The organism is Halobacillus salinarum (genome assembly GCF_022919095.1).
Classification (GTDB): Bacteria; Bacillota; Bacilli; order Bacillales; family Halobacillaceae; genus Halobacillus_B; species Halobacillus_B salinarum.
This window is the reverse complement of sequence record NZ_CP095073.1, coordinates 2,477,306-2,495,545: the sequence shown is the minus strand read 5'-3', so window position 1 is coordinate 2,495,545 and position 18,240 is coordinate 2,477,306. Positions and strand designations below refer to the sequence as shown.

17 protein-coding genes and 1 pseudogene are annotated in these 18,240 nt (G+C 40.5%); 4 read left to right on the top strand and 14 right to left on the bottom strand.

Going from position 1 to position 18,240, the window contains the following annotated elements; genetic code table 11:
* The first annotated feature begins 302 nt into the window (after window positions 1-302).
* Together MUN89_RS12845 and MUN89_RS12840 are read left to right on the top strand one after the other, a co-directional pair.
* Complete coding sequence (locus tag MUN89_RS12845; RefSeq protein WP_244708209.1) at window positions 303-1,658, top strand: glucoamylase family protein; 1,356 nt, start codon at window positions 303-305, stop codon at window positions 1,656-1,658.
* 158 nt (window positions 1,659-1,816) lie between these two features.
* Window positions 1,817-2,218 (top strand): hypothetical protein, encoded by a 402-nt coding sequence (locus MUN89_RS12840; RefSeq protein WP_244708208.1) that lies wholly within the window; start codon window positions 1,817-1,819, stop codon window positions 2,216-2,218.
* Between the two features lie 82 nt (window positions 2,219-2,300).
* Here MUN89_RS12840 and MUN89_RS12835 read toward each other — a convergent pair whose 3' ends face one another.
* Both MUN89_RS12835 and MUN89_RS12830 read right to left on the bottom strand, forming a co-directional pair.
* Window positions 2,301-2,888 carry an LPXTG cell wall anchor domain-containing protein gene (locus MUN89_RS12835; protein WP_244708207.1) on the bottom strand — a complete coding sequence of 196 codons (588 nt, stop codon included), beginning with the start codon at window positions 2,886-2,888 and terminating at the stop codon, window positions 2,301-2,303.
* Between the two features lie 286 nt (window positions 2,889-3,174).
* Entirely contained in the window at window positions 3,175-4,530 is a 1,356-nt protein-coding gene (locus tag MUN89_RS12830) for a GntP family permease (protein ID WP_244708206.1), read from the bottom strand.
* 294 nt (window positions 4,531-4,824) lie between these two features.
* On the opposite strand from MUN89_RS12830, the gene MUN89_RS12825 reads away from it, so the two are divergent.
* A complete protein-coding gene (locus MUN89_RS12825) occupies window positions 4,825-5,805 on the top strand; it encodes an aldo/keto reductase (protein WP_244708205.1) in 981 nt (326 codons plus the stop codon).
* A 52-nt stretch (window positions 5,806-5,857) separates the two neighbouring features.
* On the opposite strand, the gene MUN89_RS12820 is transcribed toward MUN89_RS12825, so the two are convergent.
* From MUN89_RS12820 to MUN89_RS12795, 6 genes are all read right to left on the bottom strand, one after another.
* A complete protein-coding gene (locus tag MUN89_RS12820; protein WP_244708204.1) occupies window positions 5,858-6,067 on the bottom strand; it encodes a hypothetical protein in 210 nt (69 codons plus the stop codon).
* Window positions 6,052-6,282 carry an Hsp20/alpha crystallin family protein gene (locus MUN89_RS12815; RefSeq protein WP_244708203.1) on the bottom strand — a complete coding sequence of 77 codons (231 nt, stop codon included), beginning with the start codon at window positions 6,280-6,282 and terminating at the stop codon, window positions 6,052-6,054. Before MUN89_RS12815 ends, MUN89_RS12820 begins: the two co-directional genes overlap by 16 nt.
* A gap of 98 nt (window positions 6,283-6,380) precedes the next feature.
* Window positions 6,381-6,575, bottom strand: a complete 195-nt coding sequence (locus tag MUN89_RS12810; protein ID WP_244708202.1) for a hypothetical protein — start codon at window positions 6,573-6,575, stop codon at window positions 6,381-6,383.
* A gap of 382 nt (window positions 6,576-6,957) precedes the next feature.
* Entirely contained in the window at window positions 6,958-7,701 is a 744-nt protein-coding gene (locus MUN89_RS12805; RefSeq protein ID WP_244708201.1) for an ABC transporter permease, read from the bottom strand.
* Between the two features lie 14 nt (window positions 7,702-7,715).
* Complete coding sequence (locus tag MUN89_RS12800) at window positions 7,716-8,624, bottom strand: ABC transporter ATP-binding protein (RefSeq protein WP_244708200.1); 909 nt, start codon at window positions 8,622-8,624, stop codon at window positions 7,716-7,718.
* Window positions 8,625-9,118: 494 nt separating this feature from the next.
* The gene (locus MUN89_RS12795; RefSeq protein WP_244708199.1) at window positions 9,119-10,828 is read right to left on the bottom strand and encodes an ABC transporter ATP-binding protein; all 1,710 of its coding nucleotides are present in this window, start codon (window positions 10,826-10,828) and stop codon (window positions 9,119-9,121) included.
* A 284-nt stretch (window positions 10,829-11,112) separates the two neighbouring features.
* Here MUN89_RS12795 and xylE point away from each other — a divergent pair, with 284 nt between their 5' ends.
* Complete coding sequence (gene xylE / locus MUN89_RS12790; protein WP_244708198.1) at window positions 11,113-12,519, top strand: D-xylose transporter XylE; 1,407 nt, start codon at window positions 11,113-11,115, stop codon at window positions 12,517-12,519.
* A gap of 41 nt (window positions 12,520-12,560) precedes the next feature.
* On the opposite strand, the gene nagZ is transcribed toward xylE, so the two are convergent.
* From nagZ to MUN89_RS12760, 6 genes and pseudogenes are all read right to left on the bottom strand, one after another.
* The gene (gene nagZ, locus MUN89_RS12785; RefSeq protein WP_244708197.1) at window positions 12,561-14,165 is read right to left on the bottom strand and encodes a beta-N-acetylhexosaminidase; all 1,605 of its coding nucleotides are present in this window, start codon (window positions 14,163-14,165) and stop codon (window positions 12,561-12,563) included.
* Between the two features lie 349 nt (window positions 14,166-14,514).
* Entirely contained in the window at window positions 14,515-15,534 is a 1,020-nt protein-coding gene (locus MUN89_RS12780) for a ThiF family adenylyltransferase (protein ID WP_244708196.1), read from the bottom strand.
* Window positions 15,531-16,295 (bottom strand): thiazole synthase, encoded by a 765-nt coding sequence (locus tag MUN89_RS12775; RefSeq protein ID WP_244708195.1) that lies wholly within the window; start codon window positions 16,293-16,295, stop codon window positions 15,531-15,533. Before MUN89_RS12775 ends, MUN89_RS12780 begins: the two co-directional genes overlap by 4 nt.
* 2 nt (window positions 16,296-16,297) lie before the next feature.
* Entirely contained in the window at window positions 16,298-16,501 is a 204-nt protein-coding gene (gene thiS, locus MUN89_RS12770; protein WP_244708194.1) for a sulfur carrier protein ThiS, read from the bottom strand.
* Window positions 16,485-17,617, bottom strand: a pseudogene (gene thiO, locus MUN89_RS12765) (glycine oxidase ThiO). The gene thiS and the pseudogene thiO overlap by 17 nt, the downstream one beginning before the upstream one ends.
* Window positions 17,601-18,212 (bottom strand): thiamine phosphate synthase, encoded by a 612-nt coding sequence (locus tag MUN89_RS12760; protein ID WP_244708192.1) that lies wholly within the window; start codon window positions 18,210-18,212, stop codon window positions 17,601-17,603. The pseudogene thiO and the gene MUN89_RS12760 overlap by 17 nt, the downstream one beginning before the upstream one ends.
* Between the last annotated feature and the right edge of the window lie 28 nt (window positions 18,213-18,240).

The window sequence follows — 18,240 nt, the reverse complement described above, 5'->3', positions numbered from 1 at the left end:
CTTACATCATAGAAGGAAGGAATGGTTCAATTAGCGGCCTCCCCTGGTGATCTGATTGTTCGATCATTCCTTCTTTCCTATATTCCTTTTCTTTCATTACGTTCACTTAAATGGATTAGAAAAGATCAAGTTTATAGAAACGTTTCTCCCTAGCACTATTGTCTTATTTAATACATTAACCCTCATAAAATGTAGACTATTGTTATCATTTTGGCAATTTTCTGATTAATATGTTTACGCTCTCTACTATTTTTAGTACACTTTTATTGAAACGTTTCACTACTATTAGAAAGGAAGTGTGAATGATTAAGAAAATTGTCTGTCTGCTGGCTGCTTTAGTATTCATGATTAGCTTTAGTCTTCCTTCCGTTTCCTCTGCCCACTCCTCAAGTCATAAGAAGGAATTTATTTTTTCTAAACATTTGAAAGCGATTTCAAAAAAGACCTACAAGTATTTTGAAGATTTCACCGACGAAGAAACTGGTCTCACCTACGATGAGGTAAGAAAAGAAAATGGCAGCTGGAATGGAAAGAAATACACCTCCCCTACCAATATTGGGATGTATCTTATGAGTACGGTTTCAGCTGAAACATTAGGCCAAATAAGTAAAAAGGAAGCTGTATCTAGAATTGATACAACCCTTAGTACGTTAGAAGACATGAAAAAGTGGAATGGCTTATTTTACAACTGGTACTACACGGATGATGCTTCATTAAAGACAGATTGGGGACAGTTTATTTCTACCGTTGATAACGGCTGGTTATCTGCAGGGTTAATTGTCGCAGGCGAAGCCTATCCAAGCCTTTCTAACAAGACGGATCAGCTGGTTGAGGCAATGGATTACAGCAAGCTCTATGACCCTGAAGTCGGTCAGATGTATGGAGGTTATGACGTAGAAAAAGGCAGTGTTACAGAACATCACTACGGAGCTTTCTACACGGAACCGCGGGTAGCGAGTTATATTGCCATCGGGAAAGGGGACGTCCCGAAAGAACACTGGTGGAAAATGTACCGTACTATGCCGGAGAGCTGGGATTGGCAGTCCCAACAGCCGGAAGGAGTAACGAAAACGTATGATGGTGTTGAGGTTTTTGAAGGCCATTACAGCTATAAGGGGAAAAAATTTGTACCTAGCTGGGGTGGAAGCATGTTTGAAGCTCTCATGCCAGGACTGGTATTGAAAGAGAAAGAATTAGGTAAAGACGGACTTGGCTTGAATAATGACCGCTATGTTGACCTCCAGATTGAATATGCTAAAGAGCAGGGTTATCCAGCATGGGGACTTTCGCCTACAGCAACCCCGGACGGATATTCAGCATTAGGGGCCGCACCTTTAGGAATGGACGGATACGAATCAAATGGAATCGTAACTCCTCATGCCACCTTCTTAGCAATGGAATATGCTCCGTTTCAGGCATTTAAGAATTTATTTGTCTTAAGGGCGTTAGGTACTTACGGAGAATATGGCTACCACGATTCAGTCAATGTTAAAACAGGAGAAGTTACACAAGCTTATCTAGCACTCGACCAAGGGATGTCGATGGTTGCCCTGACCAACTACTTAACAGACGGTAAGATCAGGGATTATTTCCATCACAGTTCGATTGGTAAAACTCCTGAGGACCTGCTGAGAAAAGAAGAATTTTCAATAAAATAAAATTTTATAAATTGCCTTTTAATAAAAGGATGAATAAAGATTTCTTTTATCAGATGATTAATCCAGGTTTCTCTCGTGTTTCATTATTAATCTTTTAGGATATGGATTATGTAAGCGCTTTAAGTAATCCAGAAAATAAAAACGAAAGGTGTGAATCAATGGTTAGAAAAATACCCCTTAGTTTAGCTTTAGCATTGGCTTTTGCATTCAGTTATTCAGGAATAGTCAAAGCAGCTTATAGTAATTACGAAAACGTAATACTCTCTGAAAATGATAAGGTCGTGTATACAGACCCTATTTATGTCACAGAAGGTAAAATTGAATATTATGTTAAAAACAATACGGGAGCAAGCGTAGTTCCTCGAATATTATCCTGGAGTATTACTGATGGCGATGGCAATGTTGTCGCTGAAGGAAGGATCGCTCCAACAGAAGACCCTCCTGGAGAAAGAGTGGATGAGGGAACAGTTTACGTTTCTAATTATGAAACTTACACTCTAAATTTAACAGGGTATGTGAATGTAGATGGTTATGGAAGTCTTTATACCCCGCCAAGTTAAAAGATCTTAATAAAGGTTTCTGAAACTTATATGAGCAAGCTTATTTTTTACATAAGCTTGCTCATAAGTATTTAATAAAAATCTAGCATTTTTTAATAGTTTGCCTTCTGCTTAAAGCTAACAGAACCAATCCTCCCGCCATGAGTACTCCGCCAATAGCCATAGCCAGCGGCAGTGAAGTGGCTGTATCGGGAAGTTCTCCTCCCTCATTCGAGCCAATAATATTCATCCGGTTTGAGAAAACCCATTTCCCTGCTTCATAGCTGTAGTCAATCGTCAAGGTGACTCCAGAATCCTGTTCCTGAGTCAGCTTATAGTGGCCGTCATTTATTTTTTCCAGCTGATAATCCTTGCTCCTATCAATATCATGTAGAAACGGTCCATCAATTGCTCTTAAATATAACTTCCTCTCTTTTTCATAAAAGATTTTATCTACATAATAATCTGCCAGGGGCCAGACCATGATGCTCTTAAACTCTTCCTCGATTCTCTCGATAGAATCATATTTCTTCACTTGATAATGATCCCCATATTCCAGCTTCACTAAGTCCTTGAACTTCTGCTCCAAATCTGTCACCGGGGGTTCTCCATGATTTTCTGCAAAAACTGAGGTATGTAACGTTGTAAACACTACACATGCGATAAGTACTGCTGACAATTTTCTAAACATAAAAACCTCCTAATAGTTTTCACATGTTTCTTATTACCCAGAAACATTACAATAAAACGTATTTTTGTAACTTTTTTGTAATTATTTTGTATTATTTCTTTTTTGCAGACTCCTGAGATAGTTACCTCCTCCCCTTACCTTCTTTGTCGTACGTTAGTAAGGTTGATATTGAAGTTACTACATAGACGAATGACCTGATTAGAAAGTTTTGCCCTACACCTTTATTAATGAAGAAATGGAATTAAAAAAGAACGGATTTGGCCAACCAAACCCGTTCTATTCACCGTTATACGAAAATGTACCATAATGCCGCAGTAATAATGATGGCTGTTATTCCCTGCAGAAGAGTACCCACTGTTTGTGCTTTGTAAGCTTGAGTAATGGATAAGCCGCTGAATTCCTTCACCACCCAGAAGTAACTGTCGTTCACATGAGAAACGACCATTGCTCCTGCCCCAACAGACATGACTACTAATGCAAGAGGTACGGCTCCATCAATACCTACTTGAGAGAGTAATGGAGCAATCAATGTGGACGTGATTACAATAGCAGCGGTTGAAGATCCTTGAGCGCTCTTTAATGCTGCAGCAATGATAAAGGGAATAAAGATAAACAGGGATCCTGTAACGAAATCGTTGTTTGAAATGCTTTTAATGAGCTCAGCTACTGGTGTGGCACTTATTACCGAACCAAAAGCACCACCTGCACCCGTGATCAATAAGATCGGAGCTGCATCCTTTAATCCGACACCTATCCAGTTATTTAATGTTTCTTCATCAAATTTAGGCAGGAGTAATAAAGAAAACAGCACCCCTGTTAACAGCGCAACGACAGGTGAACCAAGGAATTGAAATAATGTAAACACGGCACCCGACCAACCTGCAAAATTAATGATAGAACTAAAACCGATTAGCAGTATTGGAGTGAGAATCGGCGCAAATGATTTAACGGTAGAAGGCATTTCTCCGAATTGACTGATTACTTCCTCATAATCTCCTTCTTCTTCGTTTTCTTCGTCAATATGAATATGTTTCCCCGCTTTTATGGCCCAAATATAACCTACGATAATTGCCGGTATGGATACGATGAAGCCAAACAGGATGACTGTACCTAAGTAATTTTCAGCACCAATATTTCCTGCTGCTGCAATAGGTCCCGGTGTTGGCGGAACGAGTGTGTGCGTGGCAAAGAGACCTGTGGACAAAGCAATCGCCATTGATGCAATCGTAACTTTCGCTCTTTTTGCGATTGCTTTTTTTAAGGAAGACAATATGACATATCCCGAGTCGCAGAACACAGGGATGCTGACGATGCTCCCGATGACACTCATGGCAAGCTGCGGCCGTTTCTCTCCAACTATTCTTAACACAACTTCAGCCATGCGCAAAGCCGCACCGGACTTCTCGAGAATAACGCCAATAATGGTTCCAAAAACGATGACTAAGCCAATGCCACCCATTAAATCTCCGAAACCTGAATTAACCGCTTTCACTACATCGTTTAAAGGAAGACCAGCTACAATCCCTATTGCGAATGAAGCGATAAGCAGCGATAAAAAAGGGTGAAGATTAAACTTCGCTGTTGCTATAATGATAAATGCTACACCAAGAACAATGATAAGTAATAAACCTGGACCATCCATACTACAATCACTCCTAAGAAAATCATATTTATTGGATTCCCTTTCCTTAAAAGAAAGTTTACCAAACATTTTTTCTTCTTCCCGTTTATTATATAGCTCCTTCCAAAAAAAGAGAGCCTCTGCTTATAGAGCCTCTTCAAATGGAAGTTTTCGTAATTCTGCTCCATCTGTGGAAGAATCTTATTTAGAGTCTTACAGCATATTGTTAGAAGATTCTAACTTAATTAGGTACACTTTACTTGTAAGAAATGGAAAGTTCGTCACGGCTATTCTATTGAACAAGGATGTGAAAGCGTGCAAAAAAGAAAGTTGGGACAACAAGGTCTTGAAGTGTCGTCAATAGGGTTAGGCTGTATGGGAATGTCTGATTTTTACAGTGGGAGAGATGATGAGGAATCTTTGAAAACAATTGATTATGCACTGGAACTAGGAGTTACTTTCCTGGATACGGCTGATATGTATGGCATCGGTGACAACGAGAAATTGGTTGGCAGGGCGATTAGACACCGCCGCAACCAGGTGGTGCTAGCGACCAAGTTTGGAAATGTACGGAGTGAAGACGGTTCTTTTCTAGGCGTGAACGGCAGGCCGGATTATGTTAAACAATCTTGTGATAATAGTTTAAAGCGGTTGGGTGTCGACCATATTGATTTATACTATCAGCACCGGGTGGATCCAGATGTACCGATAGAAGAAACGATTGGGGCGATGGCAGATCTGGTGAAAGAAGGAAAAGTCCGTTACTTAGGCATGTCAGAAGCTGCTGCAGATACAGTACGAAAGGCACACAAGGAACATCCAATTACTGCGCTTCAAACGGAATATTCCTTATGGAGCAGAGATGTGGAAGAAGAAATTCTGCCGGCATGCAGAGAACTTGGCATTGGTTTTGTGCCTTACAGTCCGCTTGGACGAGGTTTTCTAACTGGTCAAATCAAAAAGTTTGAGGATTTAGCCGAAGATGATTTCAGAAGACACTCTCCTCGTTTTCAGGGAGAAAACTTTCAAAAAAACTTAAACCTTGTAGAAGATATTGAAAAATTAGCTGAAGAGAAAGATTGTCATCCCTCTCAGTTAGCCATCGCTTGGCTGCTCGCTCAAGGAGATGACATCGTCCCCATACCCGGTACAAAACGAAGAAGCTATTTAAAGGAAAATATAAGTTCCTTAAATGTCACTCTGACTAAGGAGGACTTGGAGCGAATTGATCAGGTTTCTCCAAAAAATGTTGCATCCGGGGCTCGTTACCCTGATATGAGCGGAGTTAACTTGTAGCAATAAAATAAAAAAGAAAGGGTGTATCTTTATGCCCTTTCTTTTTTTGCCTTTATTCAATATAGCGTCCACGAGGATGATGGTTAGGTGTAACGATTCTTAATACACCATTCGTATAGGATACGTGAGTTTTCGATTCTGAAATAATAAAAGGCAGCGTAATAAATCTTTCCATCCTCTGCAGCGATTGTTGTTTATTAGATGTGCTGCTGCTTTCATTCACGTATTCGGTTATTTTAGAATCTTCTACAATAATCCGCACCCTGTCCCAAGAAAGCTGACATGAATTTGCTCCTTTTCATAATCCGGAAGTTTTGCCTCTATGACCAATTCAGTTTCCGTTTCGTACATATCTACAGGGAAAGTATGATCTTCAAAGAAGCGGTTCAATTGTTTAATTGATTTCTCAAAATAGGAATCAATCGATCTGACAAAATCATAAAAAGCATCATCAAACAATTTAGGCAATTGCGCCATTACACAAAAACCTCCCTTCTAGCTATCCAATACCACTTTATGCAAACTAGGTAAAAGTGTATTGGGCACATAAAAAAGCTGCTGAAAATTTCAGCAGCTTACTTAAAGGGGACTCCTGCTTTTTGCATAGGATCATTAGTAATAAATACGCGTACTGCCTGGATCGATAACCCGCCAATAATGATGAACAGCATTTGATCATACATGATGCCAAGGGTAATAAAGAAAAATAATAGCTGGTATCCGAGTAATTCCCTGATCAAATAAAAATTTTTTATTAAAGTACGATCCATCAAGCAACCATCCTTTCTGATAGGGTGTCATTAAATCTGAATAAGCTGCTAATGAAAGCAATGTGCCGCGTAGTGTTTAGAATGAATGAAAAAGTCTTGGATGAGTTAAATGGTCAGCAGCTCATGTTTAATTTTGAACAAGTTGTTTCCTGAAATTAGAAAGGTAATCAGCAGAATTCACGAAGAACGCAGTGCATGAATGACTTTACGTTTTTCCAGATAGGAAGTCACTATACCCCTCCTGCTGTCTTTACATACAGCATAAATGATGATTATAAAATGCATGTCAAGTTAGGATTAAATAAGGTAAAGAATATGTAAACTTCTCTTCTCTGCATAAAAAAACTGCCCTCTTTGGGACAGTTTTTGTCAATATGAATGCTTAACTTCTCGATTGCTTTAAATAATGAGGATAAGCAAGCATAGCAAGAATACCGCCAGCTGCCCCTGCAATCAGCAGGATGAAGAGAGAAAGCCAAATATCTCCTATTCCCCCTCCATTAAGCATGATTTCCTTATAGCCCTCTAATGCCCAGTATTGAGGTAGAAACCGGCTGATCGTCTGCATAACATCAGGCATTACTTCCACCGGCATCCATAGACCTCCGAGCAGTGCACCTCCAAGAGCAATGACCTGGGTAAGCGCAAGCCCCATATTCTCTGTTTTTACGAGAACTGCCATTGCCATCCCCCAACCGGTAGTAAGAAATGCAAGAATGAAAGACAGGATTACTAAAGCTAAAGGATCTCCCAAAGGAAGGTCGTATACAATCACACCAAACGTAAATAAAACGGCAATTTGTAACAGAACGATCACCATGAACGGAATCCATTTACCTATAAAATAGTCTCTAATCGAAAGCGGCGTACTTGCAATCCGGGCTACCATACCTCTATCACGATCTTTTACAAAGGCGATAACTATGGAAATCATTATGTAAAAGCTGAACATAACCGTGTAACCCGGAATGATTTGCGTGACTAACTCTTTAAATTCTACATCTTCTGTGCCGGAAAATATGGCAACAAATCCAACAATAAAGATAATAGGCAAAATAAACGTCCAAAACCATAGTCCTTTATCCTGCAGCGTTTTTTTTAATTCGGTCCGTGCAATGGCCCACATAAGCTTCTCCCCCTTTATTGATCCCTGAGCTGTGTTCCGGTTAAGTTAAAGAAAATATCCTCCAGCTTCGGTTGATAAAGTTCCAATCGATGAGGTTGCTTTTCTCTAGTGTTAAATTCTTTAATCAGTTTTTCTAATGAAAAAAGTGGCTGATCCGTGTAAACTAAGTATCCATTTCCTTTCTCTTCTGCCTCCATGCCAGCTAAATCATCCTTCGATATATCATCCCCTGCCACAAAAATACAAGGTTTAGAATGACGCTCAAGAACTTCGGCCATCCTTCCAAATTCAATTAGCGTTCCCTTGTCAATTAACGCGACACTATCACAAAGCTGCTCGACTTCTTCCATGTAATGGCTGGAATAAATAATTGTGCTGCCTGACTCTTTTAATTGATTCACTATAGAAAAGATTGAGTTTCTTGACTGAGGATCGATCCCTACCGTCGGTTCGTCCATAACGACAACGGTTGGCTCATGGAGTAAAGCACATCCAATATTCAGTCGTCGTTTCATGCCTCCAGAGAATGTGGTTACTTTATCTTTGGCACGTTCATGCAGGCCAATCTGTTTCAGTACGATTTCTATTCGATGATGCAGTTGTTTTCCGGATAATCCATACAGGTTTCCAAACAATATTAGATTGTCTTTTGCGGTCAGTGTCTCTTCAAGACAAACTTCCTGTGGAATATAACCAATCAGTTTTTTTGTATTCAATCTTTCCTTTGTTACTGATTGATTATTGATCACTATCTCTCCATCAAAATCTAATAGTACGCCGGAAAGGATTTTCATGATTGTCGACTTTCCTGCACCATTTGGTCCTACCAGCCCAAATGAAGTTCCTTTTGGAATATGAAAACTAACATCTGCTAATGCTTCGAGCTGTCCGTAACTTTTACTTACTTTCATTACATCAATCATTGTTCTTCCCCCCATAATAAAAAAGTGTTCCATTTGAATTAGAGAAATTCCTCCATTCCTCTAATCGAATTTAAAAACAAAGTCTCTAAAATCCTATGTTGACAGCTTGAGAGGTAATCCTTTTCTCTAAATACGCGCCAGTATGACGAAAGTTTCATTTTTTTAGAATTTTTTGATTCTACTGGTGCTATCCATAGTTATTCCAAATTCTTCAGCTTAATGATGAGAAATAAAAAGCTTACAGAACAACTCCTAAGAGTTCTGTAAGCTGGCAGGCAAATTTTCAGTTAAGACTTCTATAAAGCCACGTTTTTATTGGGAGAAACTTGAGGAACCATTTGTTTCTGGCTCGGGCCCTCTATAAGAGCACCGAAGTTTGCTTTGGGGGTGTTCAACTGTAACAGCATTGAAAATACAGGGAAGTTGATGAAAGTTATGAACTCGTGATTGTGTTTTCTAAAAGCTTCAATTTTTAATTCATATAAAGGCCAGGTTCAACCGAATTGAGCCCGGTGCAGCTTACTGTAAATTCCCTGGGACTTAATCAACTCCTGGTGGCTCCCCTGCTCGGCAATCCCTTCTTTTGTCACGACCATGATCCGGTCTGCATTTTTAATTGTAGCCAGTCTATGAGCAATTACAAGGGTAGTGCGACCAATGGTTAAATCTTCTAAAGACTTCTGGATGGCTGCTTCCGTCTCCGTATCAAGCGCTGAAGTCGCTTCATCTAAAATAAGGATCGGAGGATTTTTCAAAAACATGCGTGCAATTGCTAGTCTCTGCTTTTGTCCGCCTGAGAGTTTAACCCCTCTTTCCCCAATAATCGTATATAATCCTTCCGGCTGGCTCTCGATAAAGCCATCGAGCCTAGCTTTTTGTGCCGCTTCTATAATATCTTCATCGCTTGCAGATAGATCCCCATAAGCAATATTCTCTCTGATTGTTCCTGAGAAAAGGAAGACATCTTGCTGGACAATACCGATCTGACCACGAAGAGAATCTAATGTAATGTCTTTTATATCGACTCCATCTATCGTAATCGTCCCTTCTTTTACATCATAAAAACGGGGAAGCAGGCTGCAAAGAGTCGTTTTTCCTGCTCCTGACGGTCCGACAAATGCTACTGTCTCTCCAGCCTGAATGTGTAAATTTGTCCTTTCAAAGACATTTTCCAACCCCTCATATCCAAAAGTAACATTAGAATATTGAATGGTGCCTTGTAATACAACATCTCTGGCTTCGGATGAATCCTTAATCTCAGGTTCAGTATCAATGATTTCTGTATATCTTTTGAAGCCGGCAATTCCCTTTGGGTAACTTTCAATGACGGCATTTATTTTTTGAATCGGACCGATTAATACATTAGACAGTAAAATAAATGCGACGAACTCTCCATAGGTCAGCTCCCCGGAAAGTACAAAGTATGTACCAAATAACAAGGTGAACAGCGTGACGAGACGCATGAGTACATAATTAGCCATGACATTCTGAGCCATGATCTTGTAGGATTGAAGTTTTGTGGATCGATAGTTGTTATTGTTCGAGTGAAATTTTTTCTGCTCGTATTTTTCATTGGCAAAGGCTTGCACAACTCGAATTCCACCGATGCTGTCTTCCACGCGGGAGTTAATCTCAGCGACACTTTGAAACATTTTTCGGAACGTGTAGGTCATCTTTTTATTAAAATAAATCGCACAAATAATGAGGAGAGGAATAACGATAAATGACAGCACGGCCAATTTCCAATTGATCATTACCATTAGACTGAACGACCCAACAAGAGTCATGACAGCTACAAATACATCTTCGGGACCGTGGTGGGCCACTTCGCCTATTTCCTCTAGATCTTTAGTTAAACGGGAAATGCTGTGACCTGTTTTATTATTATCATAATAAGTAAATGGAAGTTTCTGCATATGGGTAAACAATTTTTGTCTCATATCCGTCTCAATATTGATCCCCAGCATATGGCCCCAGTACGTCACAATGTAATGTAAAAAAGTGTTAAGTAGATAAATGAGTAATAACCCAAGGCAAGCCAGTGTGATAATAGACCAGTTCCCTTGAGGGAGCAGTTTATCTATGACCTGGTTCACGGCTAGTGGAAATGCCAGCTCCAGTGCCCCTACGAATACGGCACATGTAAAATCTAATAAAAATAACCATTTGTAAGGTTTATAGTAAGAAAAGAAACGTGAAAACAATCGGCCAACCTACTTTCTACATTGAAATTCATTATCAATTATACTTAAACACCTCCTCATGAGCAATTTCTTTATCTTTTTCAATAGCTATATTATTGACTGAAGAAATAGATGAAAGTCCTAGATCGCTAGTATTCCAATCCCCAGCTCTCTATATGAAACGATAGAACTATCTTTGTTTATTCACTGTACAAACAAACGAGCGGTTGATAGAATATGTTTGAAAACGATTACAGTTGCAGGGAAGGAGGAAGAGCAGTCCAAGATACACTGCTCAACACACTATGAAAAGTAAAGTATACATTGTATTGATTACACTCGTCGCGACACTTGGAGGGCTATTGTTTGGGTATGATACAGCTGTTATTTCCGGAGCTGAAGGCTCCCTCCAGGTTTATTTCGCTGATCATCTTCATCTTAGTTCTCTCGCACATGGTTTGACTGTATCCAGTGCGTTAATTGGATGTATTATAGGAGGGCTCGTCTCCGGCTATTTTTCAACAAGAATCGGTCGAAAATATACATTGATTCTCTCAGCAGGTCTCTTTTTAATTTCTGCTCTCGGTTCGGCTTATCCAGAGTTCTTGTTCTTTCCTAATGCGGATGAAGCTACGTATCGTTTACTGTTCATGTTTAATTTTTACAGAATTATCGGAGGAATTGGAGTCGGTCTTGCTTCTGCTGTGTCCCCGATGTACATAGGGGAAATCGCTCCTCCGCACGTGCGGGGAACATTGGTTTCGTTAAACCAATTTGCAATTATATTTGGAATGCTGGTCGTATATTTTGTAAACTGGGGAATTGGTCAAGGACAGACGACAGAATGGCTGAACGATCTGGGATGGCGCTATATGTTTGCTTCCGAAGGAATACCAGCAGTCTTGTTCTTACTGCTGTTGTTTACGGTACCAGAAACCCCCAGGTATCTTGCTTCTAAAGGAAAAAAGAACGATGCTTTTAAAATTCTTAACAAAATTTACGATCAAACGATGGCTAAAGCTACTTTATTTGAAATTAACCAGTCCTTTGACCAGCAGAAAGCTAAGCTGTTTGCTTTTGGAAAAACGATTGTGTTTGTGGGAATCGTGCTCTCCATTTTCCAGCAGTTTGTTGGAATAAACGTAGCTTTATACTATGCACCGCGTATATTTGAGAGCTTAGGCGCCGGCCGGGATGCTTCTATGGTACAAACCATCATCATGGGTCTTGTTAACGTGGTCTTTACAGTTGCTGCGATTGTAACCGTTGATAAATTAGGTCGGAAACCTTTATTAATTACAGGATCTATTGGGATGACGATTGGAATGTTCGGCGTGGCAGGAATGGCATTTTCGAATGCCATTGGAATTGCTACATTGATATTTATCATTGTTTATACTGCCTCATTTATGATGTCCTGGGGTCCTATTGTCTGGGTATTAATCTCAGAGATCTTTCCTAATAAAATCAGAGGTCAGGCAGTTGCCCTCGCCGTGGCTGCACAATGGGCAGCCAATTATTTCATCTCCTCTACTTATCCGATGATGATGGAATTCAGCGGAGGATTAACCTACTCTTTTTATGGATTGATGAGTATCTTGTCTGCCGTTTTTGTGTGGAAATTTGTTCCTGAAACGAAAGGAAAGTCTCTGGAGCAATTGGAAATGAGACTGAGGAGAACTCCTGAAGCAGTTCGAAAAACAGGGATGTAAAAAAGCCCTCGTGAACTGATGTTCACGAGGGGATTTGTGTATCATTGAGATGATTGAAGCAGGCTTCTGAGCGACTGGTTAAGGTCTGAAAGGTTGAATTGATCCGATTTTTCGTCAGTCAATCCATATTTCATCTTTAATTGAATGATTCTTTTTACACTTTGGTTAATCCGCTCTTCGGATAGATCCCCTTGTTTAACAGCTCTTTTTATAGCTTCTATCGAATCAATGGCGTTTTGGGGACCATGGGCAATCAAGATGATATCGTTTCCTGCGCGAATCGACTGAATGGCAGCTTCTTTTAAATGATAATGATTGGTGATAGCTTTCATTGTCATATCATCTGTCATAATCACTCCGTTATAACCAAGGTTGTCCCGCAATATCCCAGTAATCATGTTTTTCGACATAGATGAAGGGTAGCTGCCATCCAGTTCCGGAATCAGGATGTGAGCGACCATCACTACATCTGCTCCTTGGTTTACTGCTTGCTTAAAAGGAATCAGTTCTAGCTGTTGTAATTGCGTTAAAGTTTTATTTACCTTAGGAAGCTCCAGATGGGAATCGACTGAAGTATCTCCGTGACCAGGAAAATGTTTAATAACAGGAATGATGTTTTGTGTCTGCAGTCCTTCCATAGTAGCAGTCCCAAGCTTCGCTACCAATTGAGGATCATCTCCAAAAGAACGGTCTCCAATAACTGGATTATCAGGGTTGCTGTTCACATCAAGAACAGGGGCATAGTCCAAATTGAACCCATAGGCTTTCATTTCCTTACCTAAGGCTTGCCCCACCTTCTTCGAGTAGGAAGGGTTATTGAGATTTCCGATCTTTTGATTGGTCGGGACGTGAACTAAATTACCCGGCAGCCTAGTTACTCTGCCTCCTTCTTGATCAGTACTTAAAAGAAGCGGAAAACGATTCGGTTTATTGCTTTCTTTCATTTGGTTTAACAGCTTGACTGTTTGAGAAGGAGAGGTTAAATTTACGGAATAAAAAATCAAGCCTCCAACTTTGTACTGGTCGACCAATTTTCTGGTCATTGGCTGAATGGATGTACCATCTGTGCCTGCAATAATCATTTGTCCGATTTTTTCTTCAAGACTCATTTTGGAAATCAATGCATCAGCTTCATGTTCTGTATCTGTATAGGTTAGAGAAACATGGTCCACACGCGGGTTAGATTCAGCATCAGTAGGTTTGGGAAGAATCCATTTTAACTGATACTGGTCTTGAACTTGATAGTAAAGAATGATTTGATTATGTGTGTCATCCTTATAATAATGAACTTCATCAGGATCTCCTTTAACCTTTTTAAGATCTTCGTAACGAATTTTATGTAGGTCCTTTGAATGGGAACGTATATCTACGAGAAGATTATACTTATAACCGAGCGTCGCTTCTTTGTTGTTATAATCTTCATATATTTTTTCATTCTGCCTGCTGCTTCGATCTGGTTTTCCCCATTGGGAGGCAGCATCGTTCTTGTCTGCTTGACCGATCACAAAAGGAACGTACTCTACTTTTCCTTCTTTTGAGGAGTGAAATATTTTATTTATCAATTCTTTATGATGGTTTTTTTCCGTTTTAGGTTCAGAGACATCTTTAGAACCCGTTTCCTTTTCATTTCCATTTTCATTCAACATATAAAGTCCACCTGCGATTAGAAAAACCAGGAATATGGTCATCCAAAAGAACGTCCTTACTGATTTTCTTCTGTTTCCAAACATGTTAAAATCCTTCCTTCTCTGCTTTCTTTATGACAAACGACTGCTAGTTAGTTTATGTGGCTGACCAGAACCTTATCCTCTTTCTTTCAAAATCATGATTAGCGGGTCTTAGTCATACAATTACCTTTTCTTAGTTTTATTAACCCCATCTTCAGGTAAAACAATAACATTTTAAGAAAGTTCTTAGCGTGGTCATTGTATTGAACTATGGAAAGTATTTGTTAATAATAAAAGAAAAGAGTACCTGGCGTAAACTGCCAGGCACTCAAGCACCAATGAATTGCTGATATAATTTTTTCGCTTGCTTTATGTCATTTGTGCCATGGATTAAAGTCCTTCCGTCTTTAAATACAACAAATCTAGTGTTTTCTGCATAAAACATCAACAGCTCCCCGTTGTGGATCAGTTTATCTGTTACTGGTTCAAGCCTTTGATAGAGAACGGAAAGCGAGATGCTGTTTTTTTCCTCTGGACGAATTTGAACAGTGTCTCTTCCACAGAGAACTGCTGTCCTTACCCCTTTTCTTTTTGTTAAATAAGGATAGGTCGCATGCTCGGAACAAGTAGGACACCGAAAATCCAATAGGCTAGAGACATCCATAAATGAATGTTCCTCATTCCATATATCGAAGAAAAAAAGCTTTTTAGACATTTGATTTCCAGTAAGAAACTTCAAACAGTTCGTTGTTTGGTGGGCAGCCACCATCTGGACAGCTGGTGCAATGATCCCTGCTGTGTCACAGGTTTCACCATCCTGTGGGATTTGATTGATTAAACATTGCAGACATGGAGTCTTTCCAGGAAGTATTGGCAGGCAGAGACCATGACTCTTTACGCACCCCCCGTAGATCCAAGGGATTTCTTGTTTTGCAGCTGCATCATTTAGGATGAATCGGGTTTCAAAGTTGTCGGTTCCATCGATGATGATATCAACATCCTGAAGCCATCGCTCTGCATTTTCACTGGAAAATTCCTCCGCCACCCCTAGTATGGAAAGAGTGGAATTGATCTTTTGTAATTTTTTTTCAGCGGCCTTCGCTTTTGGAAGGAAACCCTGAACATCTGTCTCCGTGTAAAGCTGCTGTCTGCCAAGATTACTCCATTCAACATAATCCCGGTCTATGATTGTGAGGCGGCCAACTCCTGCTCTCGTTAGCATTTCTGCATTAGCACTTCCTAGTGCTCCTCCGCCTATGATGAGCACGTGGGAGCGAGCTAACAGCGATTGTCCGGCTTTCCCGATGGGATGAAATCGTTCCTGACGGGAATAACGTTCTACAGTCACTGAATCATCCCTGCTTCCGGGCTGCTTTTAGATGCGTAAGTCTTTTCAGGAATCCGGCCGGCTTCATATCCCAGCCTTCCTGCCTTAATCGCTAGTTTCATAGCTTCCGCCATCTTGACAGGATCTTCAGCTCCTGACACAGCAGTATTCAGCAGGATTCCATCCGCACCAAGTTCCATCGCATAGGATGCATCTTTTGGCGATCCTATTCCCGCATCTACGATCACAGGCACTGCTGCTTGTTCGATAATACATTGCAAATTGTACGGATTGATAATCCCTTTCCCTGAACCGATCGGAGAAGCTCCTGGCATGACGGCATGCACACCAGCTTCTTGCAGACGCTTAGCTAGTACAACATCGTCTGAAGTATAGCTAAGAACTGTGAACCCTTCTTCCAACAACTGCACAGAGGCTTTCATCGTTTCAAAGGGATCTGGCAGTAGAGTTTTATCATCGCCTATTACTTCCACTTTAATCATGTCACACAACCCTGACGCTTGCGCCAAACGGGCAATTCTAACAGCCTCTTCGGCAGTCTCAGCACCCGCCGTATTTGGAAGTAAAGAATACTGCTCTAAATCGAGCTCTTCCAGTAAGTTTGGTTCTTCGGGGAAAAAAATGTTCATACGCCTTACTGCAAATGTAAGAATTTCAGTTTCAGATTTCATGACGGCTCGTTTCTGCATCTCAAAATTCGGATACTTACCTGTCCCCAGCATTAAACGAGAATCGAATGAGTGGTCTCCAATTTTTAACATGTTTATCCTCCTCCTACAAAATGGACGATTTCCAGCTGATCGCCTTCCGTTAATTGAATTCGTGAATAGTCTTCTTTTTTTACAATCGTCTTGTTATGTTCGACAACCGAAATCTTTTTCTGCAACTGGAATTTCTCTAGCAGCTCATCAATGCTGAATGCTCCATCTTCCAATTCGATCACTTTGCCATTAACTTGAATACTCATGGATCGTCCCTCCTTGTGGTTGGAATCTAGCGGGGGAAAAGAAATGATGTTCACCGGAGGCCCCCGTCTGATTCATTATTAATTTTGTCAATAACTCTCCTGTGGCAGGAGCGAGTAAAATGCCGTTACGATAGTGACCAGTGGCGAAGTAAAATCCTTTAAGTTCCGGATGTTCCCCGATGACAGGTTTATGATCAATGGTACCTGGCCTCACCCCGCCCAATAGTCTGCTAAATTTTCTTCATGGATGCCCGGAAGGATTTCTCTTAAACGATCAATTAATTCAGCGAGTCCTCCAATGGTTGTCCCTGAGCTGTCGTTATTTGATAGCGAGGTTGCTCCGATGATAAGACGTCCATCTCCTTTTGGAACCACGTAACAGCTTTTGTGGAAGATCGTTTCTGTTATCAGCGTTTTTTTTGGATAAACAGTAAAGCACTCTCCTTTAGTAGGAACGATTGGATTTACAAGTCCAGTTTCGTCAAACCATTTAGAGCTTCCAACTCCCGAAGCTATTATAATTTTTTCAGCAGTACACTCCCCGCGAGTGCTTTTCAGTTTATATTTACCATCCTGTGAACCTATAGCTGAAATGTCTGTCTCTTCAAACAATGCTCCTCCATAACTCAACGCTCCTCTTTTAAAAGCTTCACAAACATGTGCCGGCTCCACGTGCCCATCCTTTTCTGAATAGAGGGCTCCTGCTAATTGTGATGAGGAATGGGGGAGTCTTTCTCTCAATTCGTGCTCATTAAACCATTTCAATGCCGGGAAGGCAGACTGTTTACAGAGATGAGCGTGTTTTTCCTGCTCATTTAAAGCTAAGTGGTACATCCCTTTTTTAGAGAGACCGATGTCGATTGCTGTTAAGTCTTTTAACTCTTTTTCAAGACTATTATATAAATCTCTACTACGGACACAAAAGTCATAATAAGCATCCTTTACCCCATGCTCCGTGTGTACGCCCAGCATTCCAGCAGCAGCCCGGGTCGCTTCCCTCCCGCTTCTCCCTTTTTCAAAAACCACGGTATGAACCCCATGTTTATTCAGTTGGTAAGAAGCCGAATGTCCGATAATTCCTCCACCAATAACTGCTGCGTCATAATGATTGCCCATACAATTCTCCCTCCCTTTGGTATTGTTCTGCTGACGATCGGGGATCAGGATGGTCGAAGATCCCCGACATTACTGCAGCTCCTTGGGCACCCGCTTTTCCAAGTTGTCCTAAAGATGATGGAGTAATTCCCCCGATAGCAATCACAGGGACAGAAATAGAATCGGTGAGTTGTCTTAACGACGCTAATCCTTTAGGAGCTAAATTAGTTTTACTTGCCGTTTGAAAAACGTGGCCGTACATTAAATAGTCTGCTCCCTCTTTTTCTTTCTCTTGGGCTGATGCAAGTGAATGCACAGATACCCCTACTTTTAAATGAGGATACATGAACTTAATGTTTTTTACAGACGGACCAATTTCTGGTAAATGAAGAGTGGGGATTTCCAATTTTATGGCAAGGTCCACATGCTGATGGACGATCAATTTATGTTTAGGTACTCCCTTTTCAATTAAGTTCTCCATAAGCTGAAGGTATTCAACTTTTGTTACTTGCTTTTCCCGAATCACTATATATTTTAATGCATCCTCAATTTCCGGCAGGATAGCTAGTAAGCGTTGATAAGAGAGAACGCCATTGGTTACGGCAGTAATCTGCATCAGTTAGTTCCTCCTATTTTCATATAAA

What these genes read in the sequence shown, in the direction of transcription:
- MUN89_RS12775 (WP_244708195.1), bottom strand. Translation starts at nt 16,295, where the DNA reads ATGTTAAAAATTGGAGACCACTCATTCGATTCTCGTTTAATGCTGGGG.
- xylE (WP_244708198.1), top strand. Translation starts at nt 11,113, where the DNA reads ATGAAAAGTAAAGTATACATTGTATTGATTACACTCGTCGCGACACTT.
- MUN89_RS12840 (WP_244708208.1), top strand. Translation starts at nt 1,817, where the DNA reads ATGGTTAGAAAAATACCCCTTAGTTTAGCTTTAGCATTGGCTTTTGCA.
- thiS (WP_244708194.1), bottom strand. Translation starts at nt 16,501, where the DNA reads ATGAGTATTCAAGTTAATGGCAAAGTGATCGAATTGGAAGATGGAGCA.
- MUN89_RS12805 (WP_244708201.1), bottom strand. Translation starts at nt 7,701, where the DNA reads ATGTGGGCCATTGCACGGACCGAATTAAAAAAAACGCTGCAGGATAAA.
- MUN89_RS12830 (WP_244708206.1), bottom strand. Translation starts at nt 4,530, where the DNA reads ATGGATGGTCCAGGTTTATTACTTATCATTGTTCTTGGTGTAGCATTT.
- MUN89_RS12845 (WP_244708209.1), top strand. Translation starts at nt 303, where the DNA reads ATGATTAAGAAAATTGTCTGTCTGCTGGCTGCTTTAGTATTCATGATT.
- nagZ (WP_244708197.1), bottom strand. Translation starts at nt 14,165, where the DNA reads ATGTTGAATGAAAATGGAAATGAAAAGGAAACGGGTTCTAAAGATGTC.
- MUN89_RS12835 (WP_244708207.1), bottom strand. Translation starts at nt 2,888, where the DNA reads ATGTTTAGAAAATTGTCAGCAGTACTTATCGCATGTGTAGTGTTTACA.
- MUN89_RS12810 (WP_244708202.1), bottom strand. Translation starts at nt 6,575, where the DNA reads ATGGATCGTACTTTAATAAAAAATTTTTATTTGATCAGGGAATTACTC.
- MUN89_RS12760 (WP_244708192.1), bottom strand. Translation starts at nt 18,212, where the DNA reads ATGCAGATTACTGCCGTAACCAATGGCGTTCTCTCTTATCAACGCTTA.
- MUN89_RS12800 (WP_244708200.1), bottom strand. Translation starts at nt 8,624, where the DNA reads ATGATTGATGTAATGAAAGTAAGTAAAAGTTACGGACAGCTCGAAGCA.
- MUN89_RS12815 (WP_244708203.1), bottom strand. Translation starts at nt 6,282, where the DNA reads ATGGCGCAATTGCCTAAATTGTTTGATGATGCTTTTTATGATTTTGTC.